Source organism: Hyphomonas sp. UBA4505 (assembly GCF_002388685.1).
In the GTDB taxonomy this organism is placed as follows: Bacteria; Pseudomonadota; Alphaproteobacteria; order Caulobacterales; family Hyphomonadaceae; genus Hyphomonas.
On record NZ_DGMZ01000011.1, the window covers coordinates 23,376 to 40,164 of the forward strand.

18 protein-coding genes are annotated in these 16,789 nt (G+C 59.9%); 8 read left to right on the top strand and 10 right to left on the bottom strand.

The features are described 5' to 3' along the window. Positions 1-18 precede the first annotated feature (18 nt). Positions 19-939, bottom strand: coding sequence for an SDR family NAD(P)-dependent oxidoreductase (locus B3527_RS07350; RefSeq protein WP_206992504.1), 921 nt, complete (start codon positions 937-939; stop codon positions 19-21). Between the two features lie 153 nt (positions 940-1,092). Between B3527_RS07350 and B3527_RS07355 the strand changes: the two genes are divergently transcribed. Next, entirely contained in the window at positions 1,093-1,461 is a 369-nt protein-coding gene (locus tag B3527_RS07355) for a VOC family protein (protein ID WP_034814168.1), read from the top strand. Between the two features lie 3 nt (positions 1,462-1,464). Here B3527_RS07355 and B3527_RS07360 read toward each other — a convergent pair whose 3' ends face one another. Then, a complete protein-coding gene (locus tag B3527_RS07360) occupies positions 1,465-1,950 on the bottom strand; it encodes a CinA family protein (RefSeq protein ID WP_290479093.1) in 486 nt (161 codons plus the stop codon). Positions 1,951-2,227: 277 nt separating this feature from the next. On the opposite strand from B3527_RS07360, the gene B3527_RS07365 reads away from it, so the two are divergent. From B3527_RS07365 to B3527_RS07375, 3 genes are all read left to right on the top strand, one after another. Next, positions 2,228-3,529: a NupC/NupG family nucleoside CNT transporter gene (locus B3527_RS07365; protein WP_206992507.1), complete on the top strand. Its 1,302-nt coding sequence runs from the start codon at positions 2,228-2,230 to the stop codon at positions 3,527-3,529. A 73-nt stretch (positions 3,530-3,602) separates the two neighbouring features. Continuing rightward, positions 3,603-5,615: a TonB-dependent receptor gene (locus B3527_RS07370; RefSeq protein ID WP_290479092.1), complete on the top strand. Its 2,013-nt coding sequence runs from the start codon at positions 3,603-3,605 to the stop codon at positions 5,613-5,615. Between the two features lie 10 nt (positions 5,616-5,625). Beyond that, the gene (locus B3527_RS07375) at positions 5,626-6,240 is read left to right on the top strand and encodes a glutathione S-transferase family protein (protein ID WP_290479091.1); all 615 of its coding nucleotides are present in this window, start codon (positions 5,626-5,628) and stop codon (positions 6,238-6,240) included. Here B3527_RS07375 and B3527_RS07380 read toward each other — a convergent pair. Both B3527_RS07380 and B3527_RS07385 read right to left on the bottom strand, forming a co-directional pair. Further along, positions 6,237-7,025 carry an SDR family NAD(P)-dependent oxidoreductase gene (locus B3527_RS07380; protein ID WP_290479090.1) on the bottom strand — a complete coding sequence of 263 codons (789 nt, stop codon included), beginning with the start codon at positions 7,023-7,025 and terminating at the stop codon, positions 6,237-6,239. The two genes, B3527_RS07375 and B3527_RS07380, sit on opposite strands and share 4 nt — an antisense overlap. Then, positions 7,022-7,450, bottom strand: coding sequence for a PaaI family thioesterase (locus tag B3527_RS07385; protein ID WP_206992510.1), 429 nt, complete (start codon positions 7,448-7,450; stop codon positions 7,022-7,024). The genes B3527_RS07380 and B3527_RS07385 overlap by 4 nt, the downstream gene beginning before the upstream one ends. A 107-nt stretch (positions 7,451-7,557) precedes the next feature. Between B3527_RS07385 and B3527_RS07390 the strand changes: the two genes are divergently transcribed. Genes B3527_RS07390 through B3527_RS07400 form a run of 3 tightly spaced genes read left to right on the top strand, consistent with a single transcriptional unit; the run spans position 7,558 to position 10,211 of the window. Then, positions 7,558-8,718, top strand: a complete 1,161-nt coding sequence (locus tag B3527_RS07390; protein ID WP_290479089.1) for an acyl-CoA dehydrogenase family protein — start codon at positions 7,558-7,560, stop codon at positions 8,716-8,718. Between the two features lie 3 nt (positions 8,719-8,721). After that, the gene (locus tag B3527_RS07395) at positions 8,722-9,957 is read left to right on the top strand and encodes a serine hydrolase domain-containing protein (RefSeq protein ID WP_290479088.1); all 1,236 of its coding nucleotides are present in this window, start codon (positions 8,722-8,724) and stop codon (positions 9,955-9,957) included. Beyond that, the gene (locus tag B3527_RS07400; protein ID WP_290479087.1) at positions 9,954-10,211 is read left to right on the top strand and encodes a DUF3253 domain-containing protein; all 258 of its coding nucleotides are present in this window, start codon (positions 9,954-9,956) and stop codon (positions 10,209-10,211) included. The genes B3527_RS07395 and B3527_RS07400 overlap by 4 nt, the downstream gene beginning before the upstream one ends. A gap of 5 nt (positions 10,212-10,216) precedes the next feature. Here the strand turns inward: B3527_RS07400 and B3527_RS07405 are convergent, their stop codons facing one another. The 3 genes from B3527_RS07405 to B3527_RS07415 all read right to left on the bottom strand — a co-directional run bounded on the left by B3527_RS07405 (position 10,217) and on the right by B3527_RS07415 (position 12,100). Then, entirely contained in the window at positions 10,217-10,717 is a 501-nt protein-coding gene (locus B3527_RS07405; protein WP_206992512.1) for a SixA phosphatase family protein, read from the bottom strand. After that, positions 10,717-11,211, bottom strand: coding sequence for a DUF3291 domain-containing protein (locus B3527_RS07410; RefSeq protein WP_206992513.1), 495 nt, complete (start codon positions 11,209-11,211; stop codon positions 10,717-10,719). The genes B3527_RS07405 and B3527_RS07410 overlap by 1 nt, the downstream gene beginning before the upstream one ends. 91 nt (positions 11,212-11,302) lie before the next feature. Then, positions 11,303-12,100 carry an enoyl-CoA hydratase/isomerase gene (locus B3527_RS07415; protein ID WP_206992514.1) on the bottom strand — a complete coding sequence of 266 codons (798 nt, stop codon included), beginning with the start codon at positions 12,098-12,100 and terminating at the stop codon, positions 11,303-11,305. Between the two features lie 148 nt (positions 12,101-12,248). Between B3527_RS07415 and B3527_RS07420 the strand changes: the two genes are divergently transcribed. After that, on the top strand, positions 12,249-13,685 hold the full coding sequence (locus B3527_RS07420) for a coniferyl aldehyde dehydrogenase (protein ID WP_290479086.1): 1,437 nt from the start codon (positions 12,249-12,251) through the stop codon (positions 13,683-13,685). A 70-nt stretch (positions 13,686-13,755) separates the two neighbouring features. Here the strand turns inward: B3527_RS07420 and B3527_RS07425 are convergent, their stop codons facing one another. From B3527_RS07425 to B3527_RS07435, 3 genes are all read right to left on the bottom strand, one after another. After that, positions 13,756-15,273, bottom strand: coding sequence for a DEAD/DEAH box helicase (locus tag B3527_RS07425; protein WP_290479085.1), 1,518 nt, complete (start codon positions 15,271-15,273; stop codon positions 13,756-13,758). A gap of 195 nt (positions 15,274-15,468) precedes the next feature. Then, entirely contained in the window at positions 15,469-16,131 is a 663-nt protein-coding gene (locus tag B3527_RS07430) for a zinc ribbon domain-containing protein (protein ID WP_290479084.1), read from the bottom strand. A gap of 43 nt (positions 16,132-16,174) precedes the next feature. Continuing rightward, a complete protein-coding gene (locus B3527_RS07435) occupies positions 16,175-16,783 on the bottom strand; it encodes a superoxide dismutase (RefSeq protein WP_206992518.1) in 609 nt (202 codons plus the stop codon). Between the last annotated feature and the right edge of the window lie 6 nt (positions 16,784-16,789).

A 16,789-nucleotide genomic window follows, 5' to 3' on the forward strand; every position in this document is an offset into this window, starting at 1 on the left:
GATTTGGCAAGCCGGAGCCTAGCCTTTCATGCCGGCTGCGACAGCCGCAAAGATGTTCTGGCCGTGCTCGCCGCCAGACTGGAAGGCAGGCTTCGTGGTCGAGACATCGGTGATCTGGTCCCATTTCGCCGCAACGGCTTCAGCCGACAGACCTTCACCCTGGCCAACGAACACGCCTTCGGTCTCAACGATGCGCGCCATCGAGAAGGCACCGGCACCGGCTGACAGGATCATGCCGGTCGGGGCTTCATCCTTGACGAGGTTCATCACGCCGGGCGTGACATATTCCGGCTTGAGCTGGGCGAGCACTTCGTCGGGCATCAGGCCTTCGGTCATGCGAGTTGCAGCAATCGGGCAGACCGCGTTGATTTTAATGTTGTTTTTCGCGCCTTCAATTTTCAGCGTGTTCATCATGCCCACCACGCCGAGCTTGGCAGCGCCATAGTTGGCCTGGCCGAAATTGCCGTAGAGGCCGGTCGAGGATGTGGTCACGACGATGCGGCCGAAATTCTGCTCTTTCATGATGTTCCAGGCTGCGTGGACCGGCATGAAGCTGCCGCGCAGATGGACGTCAATTACGAGATCGATGTCGGCCTGGGTCATCTTGGAGAAAGATTTGTCGCGCAGGATTCCGGCATTCGCGATGATGATGTCGATGCGGCCCCACTTGGCCATCGTGTCATCGATCATCTTCTTGACGCCAGCCTCGTCGGAAACCGACGATCCGTTCGCGATGGCTTCGCCGCCCATGGCCTCGATTTCCTTCACAACGGCTTCGGCCGCTTCGGAATTACCGCCGGTGCCGTCCAGCGTGCCGCCGAGGTCGTTGATGACAACTTTCGCGCCGCGGCGGGCGAGTTCCAGCGCGTGGCAACGGCCGAGACCGCCGCCGGCTCCGGTGACAATGGCGACGCGATCGTCGAAACGGATATCTGACATGGGACTATTCCTCATTCCTTGACTGTTCTGCCTCGTGTCAGACCAAACGCTGACGTAAACGTCAAGCATACCCGTAGCGTCACCTCTTGCGCGGATTGCCGCGCCGTGATTGCGTTTCGGCCAGCCGAAGAAAAGTATCCAGGGAGGATCGTCATGCTGGCTTATGTAACACTGGGATCAAACGACAAGGACAAGGCCGTCGAATTCTATGACGCGGTCATGGGGGAGCTGGGCGGGCAACGCGTCTTCGCCAATGACCGGCTGCAATTCTATGGCACCGGCCCCGGCCAGCCGATGATCGCGATTGGCGGTCCTTATGATGGCGAAGCCGCCTCTGCCGGCAATGGCGTCATGCCAGCGCTTGGCTGCAAGGATAATGAGACCGTCGACCGCGCCTACAAGAAAGCGCTAGAAATGGGCGGCACCTGTGAAGGCGAGCCGGGCCAACGCCTGCCAAACTTCTACGGTGCCTATTTCCGGGACCCCGACGGCAACAAGCTCTGCGTCTGCAAGCTGGGCTAGGTATCAGCCCAGCGCCGCCAGGAAGACTTCGAGCGTCTCTTTTGCAAAGAGGCGCATGTTTTCCGGGCGGTCGCTGAGGCCGGTCTCCAAAGTGGTGGAGATCTCGAACCGGTTCGGGCCGACTACGGCGATGCAGGTGTGGCCCGGGGCGTCGCCATAGCCATTGCCGGTTGGGCCGGAGGCGCCGGTTTCGCAGAGCCCCCAATCGGCGGCGAGCTTGCCGCGAATGGTGTTGGCCAGCAGACGGGCATAGGGCTCGGTCGAGGAGCGCATGTCGCCAATATCTTCCCGTGTCAGGCCGAGCAGATGCTTGAATGCCTTGGGCGTGTAAATGACGCCACCCCCGCGATAATAGGTCGAGGCGCCGGGCACGGCGAGTAGCGCCGCCGAGATGAGGCCGCCAGCCGAGGATTCCGAAATGGCCACGGTCTCGCCGCGGGCCTTGAGCGTGTTTGCGATCTGTTGCGCGATGGGGATGAGTGTTTCCATGCGCGCCAATTGAGCAGCCGGGTGGGCGCCGCGCAAGCCGGACGTTGGGAGAGGGCCGGGCTCTGGTCTTCCGCGTCGGTGCTTCGACTTCGCCCATCCTTCGACTTCGCTCAGGATGAGTCTGCACACTGCTGCCAGATTACAGTGCTCGTCGTGAGGGAAGTCGAAGGATGGGCAGGCTGGGGGAGTTGCACCCGGTAGAGCACAAGAATGCTTCCCCTTCGGCCACGGCGCGGCTAAGCCTGAATGTGACAGTTTTGGGGAAAGGGAGCGGCGAATGCTTTCCATCGCAGGGTATGAATGGGGCTGGGACAATGCGCGGGCACTGCTCGGCATCTTGCTGATCTATGGTGTGTGCTGGGTGTTGTCAGAGAAGCGGAAACTGTTTCCGTTCCGGCTGATCATCGGCGCGACGATCATGCAATTCGTGTTTGCGCTGATCCTGTTTGGCATCCCCTTTGTACGGGCGATCCTGTTCAAGGCCAATGACGTGGTCGATGGCCTGCAAAATGCGACGCGGGCCGGCACCAGCTTTGTGTTCGGGTATGTCGGTGACAATGTGGCCGCGCAGCAATTGATGGATGGGTCGCCGCCGCCGCTGTTCTTCTTCCAGATTCTGCCAATCGTGATCGTCGTTGCCGCGCTGTCCGCCATTCTCTGGCACTGGCGCATCCTTCAATGGGTCACAAACGGGTTCGCCTATATCTTTCAGCGCGCGATGGGCCTTGGCGGGGCGACGTCTCTCGCCGTGTCGGCCAATGTGTTCATGGGCATGACCGAGGCGCCGGTTCTGATCCGGCCCTACATCAAGGGTATGACCCGGTCTGAGCTGCTGATCATGATGACGGCGGGCTTTGCGACCATCGCAGGCAGTGTGCTTGTGGTGTATGGGGCGTTCCTTGAAGGCAAGATGGACAATCCGCTGGCACAATTGCTGACCGCCTCCATCATGGCGGCCCCGGCAGCGGTGGCCGTGGCGCTCTGCCTGATTCCGGAGACGACGCCCGCGACCGAGCGGATGAAGGAACCTGATTTCAGCTATTCTTCCACGATGGATGCTTTTTCGACGGGCGCCTCTGACGGCCTGAAGATCGTGCTGAACATTGCGACCATGCTGATCGCGGCGCTGGCGCTGCTCTGGCTGGTCAATGCAGGGCTGGGCGCATTCCCGGATGTGGCGGGTGCACCGCTCTCCATTGAGCGTATCCTTGGCTGGATCTTCGCGCCGCTGATGTACATGATCGGCGTGCCGATGGGCGAGGCGGCGCAATCGGGCTCGCTGATGGGCGTGAAGACGGTGCTGACCGAATTCGTGGCCTTCCTGCAACTCGCTGAAGTGCCTCAGGACGCAATGGACCCGCGCACGCGCATCATCACGGCGCACGCCATTTGCGGTTTTGCGAATTTCGGCTCCATGGGCATCCTGATTGGCGGCCTGAGCATTGTGGAACCGGCGCGGCGGGATGATTTCCTGGCGCTGGCTTGGCGGACGCTATTGGCGGGGACGCTGGCGACGTGTCTCTCTGGCGCGGTGGTCGGGGCGCTGCCATATCAGCTATTTGCAGGTGTGGGTGGCTGATCTTTCCGCTCGCCTCCCGCACGGTCAGGCCTAGACTTCAGGGCTGGGATTGGCACGAGTGCGGGATATGAAGATGAGACGATTTCGAATTGGGTTGCTGGCCGCCTGCGGTATGGCAACGGCTATGCCTTCTTTGGCACAGGAACGCTTGGCGCCGGTGAGCGTCTGGGGTGATCGGACAGAGACCGATCCTGGGAGCCTTGCGGGTCTGGACGCTGCTGAGATCGACGAGATCCTCGCCGATCATCCGGCGGAAATCCTGAATAAATTACCCGGTGTGAACATTCAGATGAATTCCGGGCAGGAGCATCTGGTTGCAATCCGCTCACCCGTCCTGACCGGCGGGGCCGGGCAGGGAAGTTTCCTGATCATGGAGAATGGCGTCCCGGTGCGCTCGCCCGCTTTTGGCAACGTCAACAGTCTGTTCGAGCCACATCATGAAGTGGCGAGCGGGATTGAAGTCGTGCGCGGGCCGGGCAGTGCGAAATACGGTTCCAACGCCGTGCACGGACTGGTCAATGTCATCTTGCCGGAAGTCGGCAGCGGCGGCCAGGTGGTCGCGAGCTATGGCACACTCGGTCGCTGGCGCACGGATGTGACGCTGGACGAGGGAGAGCACTGGTTGGCGGCGGTGTCGCTACAAAAGGATACCGGCTGGCGCGACAATACCGGCGTCGACCAGCAGAAGCTGACACTGGTCGGCGACTGGATGCTGGGCGACTGGGACACGACGACATGGCTCACCGCGTCAAACCTCAACCAGGAAACGGCCGGCTTTGCACAGGGGCCGGATGCCTACAAGGATGAGGACATTGCCAAATCCAATCCGAACCCGGAAGCCTACCGCGATGCGTGGTCGGCGCGGGCAGGCGCGCGGCTGTCTCGAAACCTCAGCGGCGGCACGCTGACCCTGACGCCGTATGCGCACACCCAGTCGATGATCTTTGCACAGCACTTCCTGCCGAATGGTGGCGTGGAGAAGAATGGCTCGACCGGTGGGGGTGTGATGGCGCGCTTTGAGCGGGAGGCTTCCGACAGCCTGACCTGGCGCGTGGGCGCGGATGTTGATGTCGCAAGCGGCTGGCTGACTGAAATCCAGCCCGAACCGTTCGGCTTCTTTCCGGGCGACTCGCGTTTCCCGCAAGGCAAACACTATGACTACACCGTCAACACGTTGATGGGGGCGGTCTGGGGAGAGCTGGATTTTGCGCTGGGTGAGGATGTGCACGTGCTGGCTGGGCTGCGCGCGGAAGCGCATGAGTATGACTATTCGACCGATGTGGCGCCCGGCATCAATGGCCGGTTCAATGTGCCGGATGACCGGACCGATAACTTTGACCTCCTGACGCCGAAGTTGGGCCTGATCTGGTCGGTAACGGAGGTGACCGATCTTTATGCGAACTATGCCCGCGGCGAGCGCGCGCCACAGGCCTCTGATCTCTACCGCCTGCAAATCCTGCAAGTGGCCGGGCAGGTGAAGGAAGAGACGCTCGACAGCGTCGAGATTGGCGCGCGGGGCAATGCGCTGAACGGTCGGCTGGTATATGATGTTGCGGCCTACTGGATGGAGAAGGACAATTTCTTCTTCCGCGACAGTGACGGGCTGAACGTTCCGGATGGGGCGACCGAGCACAAGGGCGTGGAAGCCTCCGCGGCATTTGAGCTGACGCCTGTCCTGAGCGTGTCCGGCTCGGCCAGCTGGTCTAACCAGACCTATACATTCGACCGGATCACCGGCTCCGGCACCGAGACCATCCGCGACGGCAATGAGATCGACACGGCGCCGGAATGGCTGGCCAATGTCTCACTGGACTGGCAGGCGACGGACGCGATCAAACTGTCACTGAAGGTTGATCATGTCGGCGAGTATTTCGTGGATCCCGCGAACACGACCACTTACCCCGGCCACACCGTGCTGGGCGCGCGGGGCGCGTGGGCCCTCAGCGAGACGGCCGAGTTGTTCCTGATCGTGCGGAATCTGACAGACGAAAAATATGCCGACCGGGCAGATCTCGCCTTTGGCAATGAACGCTACTTCCCTGGCGAACCTCTGAATGCGACGCTGGGCATGAGAAAAACATTCTAGGAGGAAACCGATGAAACTCTATCATAGCCCCATGGCCCCCAATCCGGACCGGGTTGTCTTTTTCCTGCGCGCGAAAGGCAAGTTGGACGCGGTGGATCTGGAAGAAGTCTCCATCATGAAACAGGAGCACCGGACGAAGGAATATCGCGAGGTCTCTCCGTTTGCGCAGGTGCCGGCGCTGGTGCTGGATGATGGGACCAAGATCACCGAAAGCCGGGCGATTTGTACTTATTTCGAGAATGTCTTCCCGGAGCCGAACCTGATGGGAACAGACGCGAAGGAAAAGGCCCTGATCGAGATGTGGGATCGCCGGGTCGAGCTGATGTTCATGGTGCAGTTCGCGACCTGGTTCCGCAATGCGCATGAGATGATGGCGCCGCTGGAAGTCCCGCAGAGCGCCGAGGCCGCTGCCAAGGGCGAGAAGAACGCCAAGCGCATGGCCGAGCGGTTCAATGCACATCTCGCCGACCACGAATTCCTCGCGGCTGACCGGTTCTCGATTGCGGACATTACGCTGTTCATCACCTGTGGCTTCTGCCGCGTCATGAAATGGGCGCCGCACAAGGAGCACGAGAATCTCGGTCGCTGGTACGACGCCATGAAGGCACGCGGTTTTGCGGGCTAGGCGTTCTTGATGTTCATCCCGCCATCGACCGGGATATGCACGCCGGTCAGGAAGCTGGCCGCTGGCAGGACGAGAGATAGCGTCATATTGGCCACCTCTTCCGGGATGCCGTAACGGCGCAAAGGCACGCGGCGCTTGGCGTAGATTTCCTTGTGCTCGTCCTGGATGCCAGCGGTGATGCCCGTATGGATCGGGCCGGGGCAGATCGCATTGACGGTGATGCCTTCACGACCAAGGTCGACGGCGAGCCCGCGGGTCAGGCCGATGACGCCATGTTTGGCTGCGACATAGGGTGAATTGCCCGGCGTGGCGCCAAGGCCTTCCGTGGACGCAATATTCACGATGCGACCAAAGCCTGCCTTGCGCATGTAAGGGAGCGCTGCGCGGATGGCGCGCTGGTGGGAGGTCAGCATGACATTTATGCTGTCGGCCCATGCGTCTTCATAGCTTTCCTCGGCAACGTCAGCCATCCTGGCGAAGCCGGCATTGTTCACGAGAATTTCCAGCCCGCCGAAATGCGCGGCCGTCTCGTCCACGACGCGCTTGATCGCGTCCTTGTCGCTGACGTCCAGCGCCCAGCCCTGCACATTGGCGAAGCCAGCATCACGGATTTCCTGAACAACGACATCGACATTTTCCTGCTTGAGGTCTGTCACGGCGACGTTGGCGCCTTGGCGGGCGAACAGGTGGGCGGTGGCGCGGCCCATGCCGCTGGCGGCGCCGGTAATGAGTGCGGTCTTGCCTTCAATGGAGCGCGAGAGATCCTGATATGGCGGGTGGCTCATGTGCGTTTCTTTCGTTTCTTGATTGTGCCGGAGAAGTTGAGGACGGGGCGGCCATTCGCGGTGACAAGGCCGCGCACGAAGGTGATGGAGCCCCCCTTGCGGAGCACTTCGCCGCGCGCCTCGATATATTCGCCTTCCAGCGCGCCATCCAGAAATTCAGACGTGAAGGCGACCGTGACTCCATATTCGCCCTCCATGCCGTCATGCGCGATCGCGAACAGGGAGAAGTCACCGAACGCCATCAGGCAGCCGCCATGCATCACGCCGCCCGCATTCATATGCTTGCGTTGTGCCCGAAAGGCCGCGACCGGGCCATCATCGTCAATCTTGAAATAGAACGGACCGGCGGCATCGTGTTCAAACGGCTCGTCGGGCCATGTCTGCCAGCCGGCAAACTCCCCGGTTTGGACTGTTTCTGCGGTCATTCCGCCTCCCTGCTGTTTTTCCGGCACGATACCGCACAGTCACCCTTCGACAAGCGTGCCGTTGGGGCATAGATTACGCGGGAAGGTATATAATCGGAGGAAATCGTATGGCATTCGATGCCGAAATCCGCGCGGCGCTGATCGAGCAGGTCCGCCGCTTCGTGACCGAGAAATGCGTGCCGATCGAGGCGCAAGTGGGCGACGAGGACGAAGTTCCGCAGGCTGTGGTCGATGAGATGAAGAATCTCGGCCTGTTCGGCATTGCGGTGCCGGAAGAGTATGGCGGCCTCGCGCTGGACATGGAGACCGAGGCGCTGGTGGCGTTTGAACTCGGCCAGACCTCTCCAGCCTTCCGCAGTGTGGCCGGCACGAATATCGGTATTGGGAGCCAGGCGCTCGTCCTGTTCGGGACCGACGCGCAGAAGGAAAAATGGCTGCCGGGCATCGCGTCAGGCGATCTGATTGCGAGCTTTGCGCTGACCGAGCCGGAAGCGGGCTCTGATGCGGGCAGCCTGACCACAAAGGCAATCCGTGACGGCGATCATTATGTGCTGAACGGCACCAAGCGCTACATCACCAATGCCAACAAGGCGGACCTGTTCACAGTCATGGCGCGGACCGATGTGGATACGCCGGGCCCAAAGGGCGTGTCAGCCTTTGTCGTGGAGCGCAACACACCGGGCGTGTCGGTTGGCGTGCCGGAAAAGAAGATGGGCCAGCAGGGCGCGCACATTTGTGACGTGATCTTCGAAGATGCCCGCGTGCCAGCCGAGAACATCATCGGCAAGGAAGGCGAGGGCTTCAAGGTTGCGATGAGTGTGCTCGACAAGGGACGCCTGCACATCTCAGCCGTAGCGACGGGCGTGTCGAAACGCCTGATCCGCGAGATGGTGAATTATGCCCTCGAGCGGAAGCAATTCGGCACGGCCATCATGAACCACCAGATGATCCAGGCGATGATCGCTGACAGCCAGGCTGAGACTTATGCGGCGGAATGCATGATCATGGATGCCGCGCGTCGGCGCGATGCGGGCGAGGATGTCACCCTACTCGCCTCTTCCACGAAACTGTTTGCCACCGAGGCGTGCGGCCGGGTGGCTGATCGTGCGGTGCAGGTGTTTGGCGGCGCAGGCTATGTCTCCGACTATGGCATCGAGCGGTTCTACCGCGACGTGCGCATCTTCCGCCTGTATGAAGGCACCAGCCAGATCCAGCAGATCATCATCGCACGCGAATTGGCCAAGGCGGCCAAAGCCGGGAGACTTTAGGCCATGTTCGAACACGATTTGACCGACCCGCATGATGTGGGCCTGAATGCCGAACGGCTTGCAGCCATTCCGCAATATTTCCAGCAGAACTATATCGACCGAGGCAAATTACCATGCGTGGCGACATTGGTGTCACGCGGGAGCGAGGTGGCGCTGGAGGATTATTCCGGCACCACGCATATTGGCGAAGGCGAACCGATCGGTCCGCATACGATCTTCCGAATCTATTCCATGACCAAGCCAGTCACGTCGCTGGCGGCGATGATGCTGTTCGAGGAGGGCAAGTTGCGCCTGGACCATGAAGTGTCGCGCTTCATTCCCGAGTTCGCGGACGTCCAGGTTTTCGACGGAGGCAATCGCGAGGATTATACGACCCGCGCACCTGACCGCCCGATGACAATCCTGGACTTGTTCACGCATACATCGGGAATCACGTACGGCTTCCTGATGCAGGACGAACCTGACGCGATCTATCGCAAGCACAAGATCGGTGCGCCGACCGAAACCTTGCTGGAAATGAGCCAGCGGATCGCGAAACTGCCGCTCTCCTTCTCGCCTGGTACACAATGGGGATATGGGCATTCCATTGACGTGCTCGGCGCGATCGTCGAAATCGTTGCGGGGCAACCTCTCGATGAGTTCTTCCGGGAACGTATCTTTGGTCCACTTGGCATGGATGATACCGACTTCTGGGTGCCGGAGAACAAGATTGACCGGTTGATGGCATGCTACAACAAGCATCCGTTGACTGGCGAGATATCGATGTCCGATGCCGCTGGCAAGGAATCGAAGCTCTATAGCAAGCGTCCGAAACTGCTGAATGCTGGCGGCGGTCTGGCCTCTACCGTGCGGGATTATCACCGTTTTTGCCTGATGTTGATGCGTGGCGGTACGCTGGACGGCGCCCGCATCATCAGCCCGAAGACGTGGGAGTTCATGCGCCAAAATCATCTTCCGGATGGCAAGACGATCAAGGAGATGGGCGACAAAACATTCTCCGAGGCGCGGATGGAAGGCAATGGCTTCGGGCTCGGGGGCTCTGTGCTGACTGATCCGGTTGCCTCGATGCAGCCTTCCAGTCTGGGCAATTTCAGCTGGGGTGGCCTTGCGTCCACCTTCTTCTGGATCGACCCGGAAGAAGAAATGGTCGTCATCCAGGCGACACAGATGATCCCTTCAGGCACCTATCCGATCAGGCCACAATTGCAGCAACTCGTTTATGCGGCGGTGGACTGGTGAGCGAGGAGAAAGCGAACCCGGTCAGGCAGGCGATTCTAGATCTGACCACAGAAGCTGGTCCGGGCAAGACGATCAGTGCTGAACAGGCAGCGCGCGCCGTGAGTGATGCGAATTTTCAACGTGTGCTGAAGGATGTGCGGGCAGAAGCCGTGCGCCTGCACAAGGCGGGCACAGTCTTGATCTATCGGAAAGGCAAACCTGTCGAGGATCCGGATGTGTTCAAGGGCGTCTATCGGCTGGGCCTTCCAGCCTGACGGAGCTAGTTTCCATAGCGGCGGATTTCTGTCTGGAATCCGCGGCCTTTGGAAGTCAGTACATAAAGGCGGTCATACTCAGTGGCCTCGACAATCGGCGCGCCGGGTTTGCCGCCGAGTGCTTTGACGAGTTCGGGCGTGGTGTTGGAATGGCCCACGACGAGGATGTTTCCGGGCGTCGCGCGGAGCATGTTCGCAAAGGTCTCCAGATTGCCGGCGTCATAGGGCAGCACGGTGAGGCCAGTGGCCTTGGCAATTGGAAGAGCTGTCTGTCGCGTGCGCCGGGTATCGGTTGAGTAGATCGCTGTAAGGCCGGCCTGCTTCAATTCGTTTGCGAGAATATCAGCCCTGGCCCGACCGACAACCGTCAGGTCCGGATCGTCTCCGGCGGCTTTCTCTGCGTGGCGGACCAGATAGATTTGGCGGGCATCTGGCGCAGGCGACGAGGCGCACGCCGCTAATGGGATCGACGCCAAAAGCCCGAGTGCAAGTCTCCGTGTCAGCATCAGGCTGCCACCGGTTTGCGGATCGGGCGCTCAAGGGAAAACGCAGATTCTGTCGGACCGTTCTGCCTCAGGGATTGCAGCCTCTCCCAGCCATCCTGCATCGAGAAGCGCTCACCCCGCGGGGCCCACCAGAGTACGAAGCTGGCCCCGTCACTGCGGTCCAGACTGTCGGACAGACGGCGCATCCCGGGTGGGTGTGTGCGTCCATTGTAAGAGAACTCTTTCAGGGCTTCGATCGATGTCCAGCCAGCCATGGTGCACACATCCGGCGCAGCCATGTCGCGGGGATAAGGAAAGGCATCTTGCATGCCATACCAGTCACCATTTGGGCGCCGGATGCCGTGCGTATGCCAATGCATGCCGTCAAACGAGTCCGCGTCAGTGAAGATACGGGGCAAAATTGCCATGAATACCCGGACGAATTCATTCTCCATGTTGAACGCGCCTAATGGGCGCGCGCAATTGAAGTGAATCAATCGGTATTCCGTCGTCATTGAAATGTCCCCGTCCAATTTGGACAGGGATATGACAAAGCCGTTTCGCAATTGTTAAGAGAAAACGGACGGCAAAAAATAAACCTTCCGGCTACTTCCCTTTAAACTCTGCCGGGCGTTTCTTGAGGAATGCGGTAACGCCTTCCTTGAAGTCATCCGTGCGCCCAGCAGTGCGTTGAGCGATGCGCTCGTCGTAGATGGCTTCGTCGAAGTCGGATTCGCAGGCTTTCCAGATCAGCTCGCGTGCCAGAGACAGGGCGATGGTCGGGCCGGTTGCCAACTTCTCGGCCATTTCCAAAGCCGTGGGCATCAATTGGTCATCCTCAACGATGCGATTGACCATGCCCCATTCCAACGCTTTTTCCGCAGGGACCTTATCGCCGAACAGCGCCATTTCCATTGCGCGCACGCGGCCGATCGTGCGGGCCAGAAGCCACGTCGATCCGCCATCTGGTACGAGGCCTATGCGGCGGAAGGCTTGAAGGAAATAGGCGCTCTGGGCGCAAACCACGATGTCGCCAACAAGTGCGAGTGAACAGCCGACGCCAGCAGCGGGACCATTCACGGCAGTAATGACCGGATGCGGATGTTCCTTGATGGCCTGCATCAGCGGATTGTAGTGCGTTGTGAGGGCGCGCCCCGCATCTGGCTTGGAGCCTTCATGGCTGAGTTGTACGCTGAGACCGCCGGGGCCGAGATTCGCGCCGGAACAGAAGCCACGACCTGAGCCGGTCAGAATAGTGCAACGCGCCTCGTCCGCTGCCACTTCGAATGCGTGGAGCAATTCCTGCGCTGTATCGACGCCGCAGGCATTCAGCGTGCTTGGATCATCAAAGCTGATGACGGCGATGTCGCCTTTCAGCTCATAGGAAATTTTTGTGTAGGCCATGTGTTCCGCTCCCGATGGACGTTTTTTTACACCCTATTGTGTCGTCTGGCCCGCGTGAACGCCTGACCCAACGGAAATGTTTTTTATTTTGTTCAGGGGTCAATGCGCGTTACACTCAGGTGAGGAAACGACCCAAAGGAAGAAATACATGGCCCTAGATAGTGCTACCGGATCCGGCATGAGCTCGATACTGAGCCGCCAGAAAGCCGCACATATTCGCGACGGCATTCCCTCCGTTTCGAAACGAATCGAATGGCTGGACAAGTCCATCGACCTTCTGGTGACGCATGGCGACGCTCTGGCCGAAGCCATGCGGGAAGATTTTGGCCATCGATCTGTGGACCAGTCGAATTTGACCGATATTGCCGGGTCTATCGGCGCGCTCAAATTCTCGAAGAAGCATGTCGCCAAATGGATGCGGCCTGAGAAACGCAAGGTCGAATTTCCGCTTGGCTTGCTCGGCTCGCGCGCGGAGCTTCAGTTCCAGCCAAAGGGCGTGATCGGTGTGATCAGCCCCTGGAACTTCCCGGTCAATTTGACCTTCGCGCCGCTGGCGGGCGTGTTCGCTGCTGGCAATCGCGCGATGATCAAGCCATCGGAATTCACCGAGGCGACCTCAGAGCTGATGAAACAGCTGATTGGTCAGTATTATGACGAAGAAGAAGTGGCGGTCATCACGGGCGGTCCGGAAGTGGGCGCGGAATTCTCCAAGCTTGCTTTTGACCATATGGTCTTCACGGGCGCGACGTCGATTGCGCACCACGTCATGCGCGCCGCAGCAGACAATCTCGTGCCGCTGACGCTGGAGCTTGGCGGGAAAAGCCCGGTCATCCTCGGGCGGTCGGCCAATATGGAAAAAGCGGCAAGCCGTATCATGGCGGGCAAGACTTTGAACGCAGGCCAAATCTGCCTGGCTCCAGACTATGCCTTCGTGCCGCAGGAAAAGACCGCAGAATTTGTGGGCGCGGCGACCAAAGCCATTGAGACGATGTATCCGTCAGGCCTGAAAGACAATGACGACTACACATCAATCGTGAACCAGCGCCATTATGACCGGATCATGAGCTATATCGAGGAAGCGCGCGAAAAAGGCGCGGAGGTCCACGAGCTCACTCCGGCGGGAGAGAACTTCTCCCAACAGCCGCACCGCAAGATCCCGCCGCACATTATCGTCAATCCGGGCGATGATTTGAAAGTTATGAAGGATGAAATTTTCGGTCCGATCCTGCCCATCAAGTCTTATGGTGAAACAAAAGATGCGGTGGCATATGTAAATGCGCATGACCGGCCGCTTGGGCTTTACTATTTCGGTGAGGACTCGACCGAGAAGGATTATGTGCTGAACAATACGACGTCGGGGGGCGTGACCGTGAATGACGTCATCTTCCATGTCGCGCAGGAAGACCTGCCCTTTGGCGGTGTGGGTCCATCCGGCATGGGCAGCTATCACGGTCGGGACGGCTTCATGGAGTTCAGTCACAAGAAGTCAGTGTACACGCAAACGGGCAGTGAGATGCTGGCCATGATGCGCCCGCCTTATGGCGACAAGTTCCGGGGTCAGGTGAAAGGCCGCATCAAGCGCTAGGCTCTGTTTCCGGAAACAAGAAAGCCCGCCGGCAATGCTGGCGGGCTTTTTCTTTTGCGGTCTGTTCGAACTAGCGTTTCAGGAATGCTGGAATGTCGCTGCCGAAGCCTTTGACCTTTTCAGGAGCCGGATCGAGGATAGGGTCGTCATCCTTGCGCTTGCGGTCCCGTTCGCGATCGCGTTTTGGCTTCGCCACACGCTCGCGCTTTGGCTTCTCTTCCGGGCGATCATCGGTCTGGGCATCGGACTTCGGTTCAGTCTTTGCCTTGGGCTCTTCAGCCTTGGCCTTAGGCTTGGACTCGGCGGGAGTTGCCTCTTCCAGCTTGTCGGTGTTCTCGTCGCGCCGACGGCTGCGCGAGCGACCTCCGCGTGATTTGTCGTCACGACTGCCTGACCGGGAACGGCCGCGGCTGCGACTTTCATCCGGTGGCAGGTCTCCGAGTTCCTCAAGCAGGCCCTCGGGCATATAGTCCTCGACATCCTGCTGGATCATCTTGAGGACAAAGCCCCAGGATTTTTCGTCCGACGGTGACACAACCGTGAAGCTTTCGCCCGTACGCCCGGCGCGGCCGGTCCGCCCGATCCGGTGAACATAATCCTCGTCTTTGGGTGGCGGCGAATAGTTGAAGACATGCCCGACGTCCGGAATGTCTAGCCCGCGTGCGGCGACATCCGACGCTACGAGCAGCTTCAGGTCGCCGTCACGGAAACGCTGCAGCACTTGGGTGCGGAAGGCCTGCGGCAGGTCGCCATGAATGGCGGCGGCGTCGTGGCCATGCTTTTGCAAAGAGGCCGCGACGATATCGACTTCGACCTTCCGGTTACAGAAGACGATGCCGTTCTTCACGTCGCGGGACTCGATCACGCGGCGCAGCGCGGTGCGCTTGGCCTTCGCGTCATTGGTCGGAATGTGGACCACGTGCTGTGTGATCGTCTTGGCGGCGTCCGTCGGACGGGCAACTTCGATCTTGACCGGGTCGCGCTGGAAGGTCTTCGCCAGTCTCTGAATATCGGTCGGGAAGGTTGCCGAGAATAGCAGAGTCTGCCGTTTCGCCGGAATTTTGGAGACAATCTTCTCGATGTCGGGAATGAAGCCCATGTCGAGCATGCGGTCGGCTTCGTCAATGATGAGGTAGTCGACCCCCATCAGCAGCAGCTTTCCGCGTTCGAACTGGTCCATCAGGCGGCCCGGTGTGGCGATCAGTACGTCGACACCGCGTTGGAGCAGGCCTTCCTGTTCCTTGAAGCTGACACCGCCAATGAGCAGGGCCATGGTGAGTTTCAGGTGCTTGCCATATTTCTCGAAATTCTCGGCCACCTGCGCGGCCAGTTCGCGCGTCGGGCAGAGGATCAGGCAACGGGGCATGCGGGCCCTCGCCCGTCCGCGCGCAAGGCGATGGATCATGGGGAGCACGAAGGCCGCCGTCTTGCCGGTGCCGGTTTGCGCGATGCCTGTGACGTCGCCGCCGGCGAGGATATGGGGGATGGCTTCGGCCTGGATCGGCGTGGGCGTGGTATAGCCTGCCTCTTCCACAGCCTTAAGTACGTTCGGCCCAAGGCCGAGGTCTGCAAATGTTACGTCAGTCAATGTTATGGTTCCTGGAATGGTTTCTGATTCAACCCGGCGGCCTTGGTGGCCGCAGTTTCCCGCGTTCAGTGCCTTAGTGCACTTTTGGCGGGCCGGGCGAATTCCATGCCCGGAGCGTCGTGTTGCGCTGCACATAAGCCAAATTGTGACTAAATGGAAGGGGGGCCGCCCAGCTTTCGCCCGAGAGCGCGCAGGTCAGACGCGATAGCGCTGGACGTCATCGATCAGATTTTGCAGCACGCGCTTGGATCGGCCCCAATCAAATGCCTGTCCGGGCACGGTAATCGTGCCTTTCAGCAATGTGCCTTCCTCACGGGATTCCAAAGTGATGATCATGTTGCCCTCCCAGGACCAGACAGAAGAGGCCATTTTGGAATTGATGATGCAGCCATCGCCTGCCTCTGAAATATCCACGATTGGCTGGCTGCGGCTGGCGAGCGAACAGACCACGGCAGCGAGCGTTTCGCCGAACGTGTTGCGAAAGCCTTGCGACAGTTCGCGGTCCATCTTGAGGCCGAGCTTGGCATAAAGCGGGATGGCGATGTCTTTCATCGCGGCCAGCGGGACCCCGCCCGCGCCAGCCGCCGCCATGACGGGCTCGGCATATTTGAAGAACTGTTCTGCGGTCATCCCTTGGGGAGTCGCCCCGGTGACTTGGACGACCCGTGCTCGAACATCGGGATGGTTGATGATCTCTCCCACATTCATCGAATTGCGCCAATCGACGCTGGGATCAACATTCTGTGCAGGGAGGGATGGCGGTGAGGCGGAGTGTGCGCCGTCTGTAACAGCTGTTCCGCAATTGGCGCAGAAGCGGTGGCCATCTCCCAGCTTCTGTCCGCAATTTGTACAAAACATGGGCGGTCCCCTCGTCCATATGACGAGAGGACCTTACCCCAAATCAGGCGCCCGCGTCAGCGAGATTCTGGTTCGCAAAATCCCAATTCACGAGATTGTCCAGGAAAGCGCCCATATAGTTCGGGCGGCTGTTCTGGTAGTCGAGGTAGTATGCGTGCTCCCAGACATCCATGGTCAGGATCGGCGTAGCGTCGATATCTGTGACCGGCGTTTCCGCGTTCGGGGTCTTGGTGATGTGCAGCTTGCCGCCCTTGTAGACCAGCCAGGCCCAACCGGAGCCAAACTGACCGCCGCCTGCTGCTTTGAAGTCCTTCACGAACTGGTCGTAGCCGCCCAGGTCGCGGTCGATCAGTTCTGCCACTTTGCCGTGCGGTTTGCCGCCGCCGCCCGGTTTCATGCAGTGCCAGTAAAATGTGTGGTTCCAGACCTGGGCCGCATTGTTGAACAGGCCGGCCTTGCCGCTATCGGCTGCGGCTTTCTTGATGATGGATTCGAGCGACTCGTTTTCGAGGTCGGTGCCCTCGATCAGGCCGTTGAGGTTGTTGACATAAGCGGCGTGGTGCTTGCCGTGGTGAAAGTTCAAGGTCTCCTCGGAGATGTGCGGCGCCAGGGCGTCGCGTCCGTATGGGAGATCAGGGAGGGAAAATGCCATTTTGGG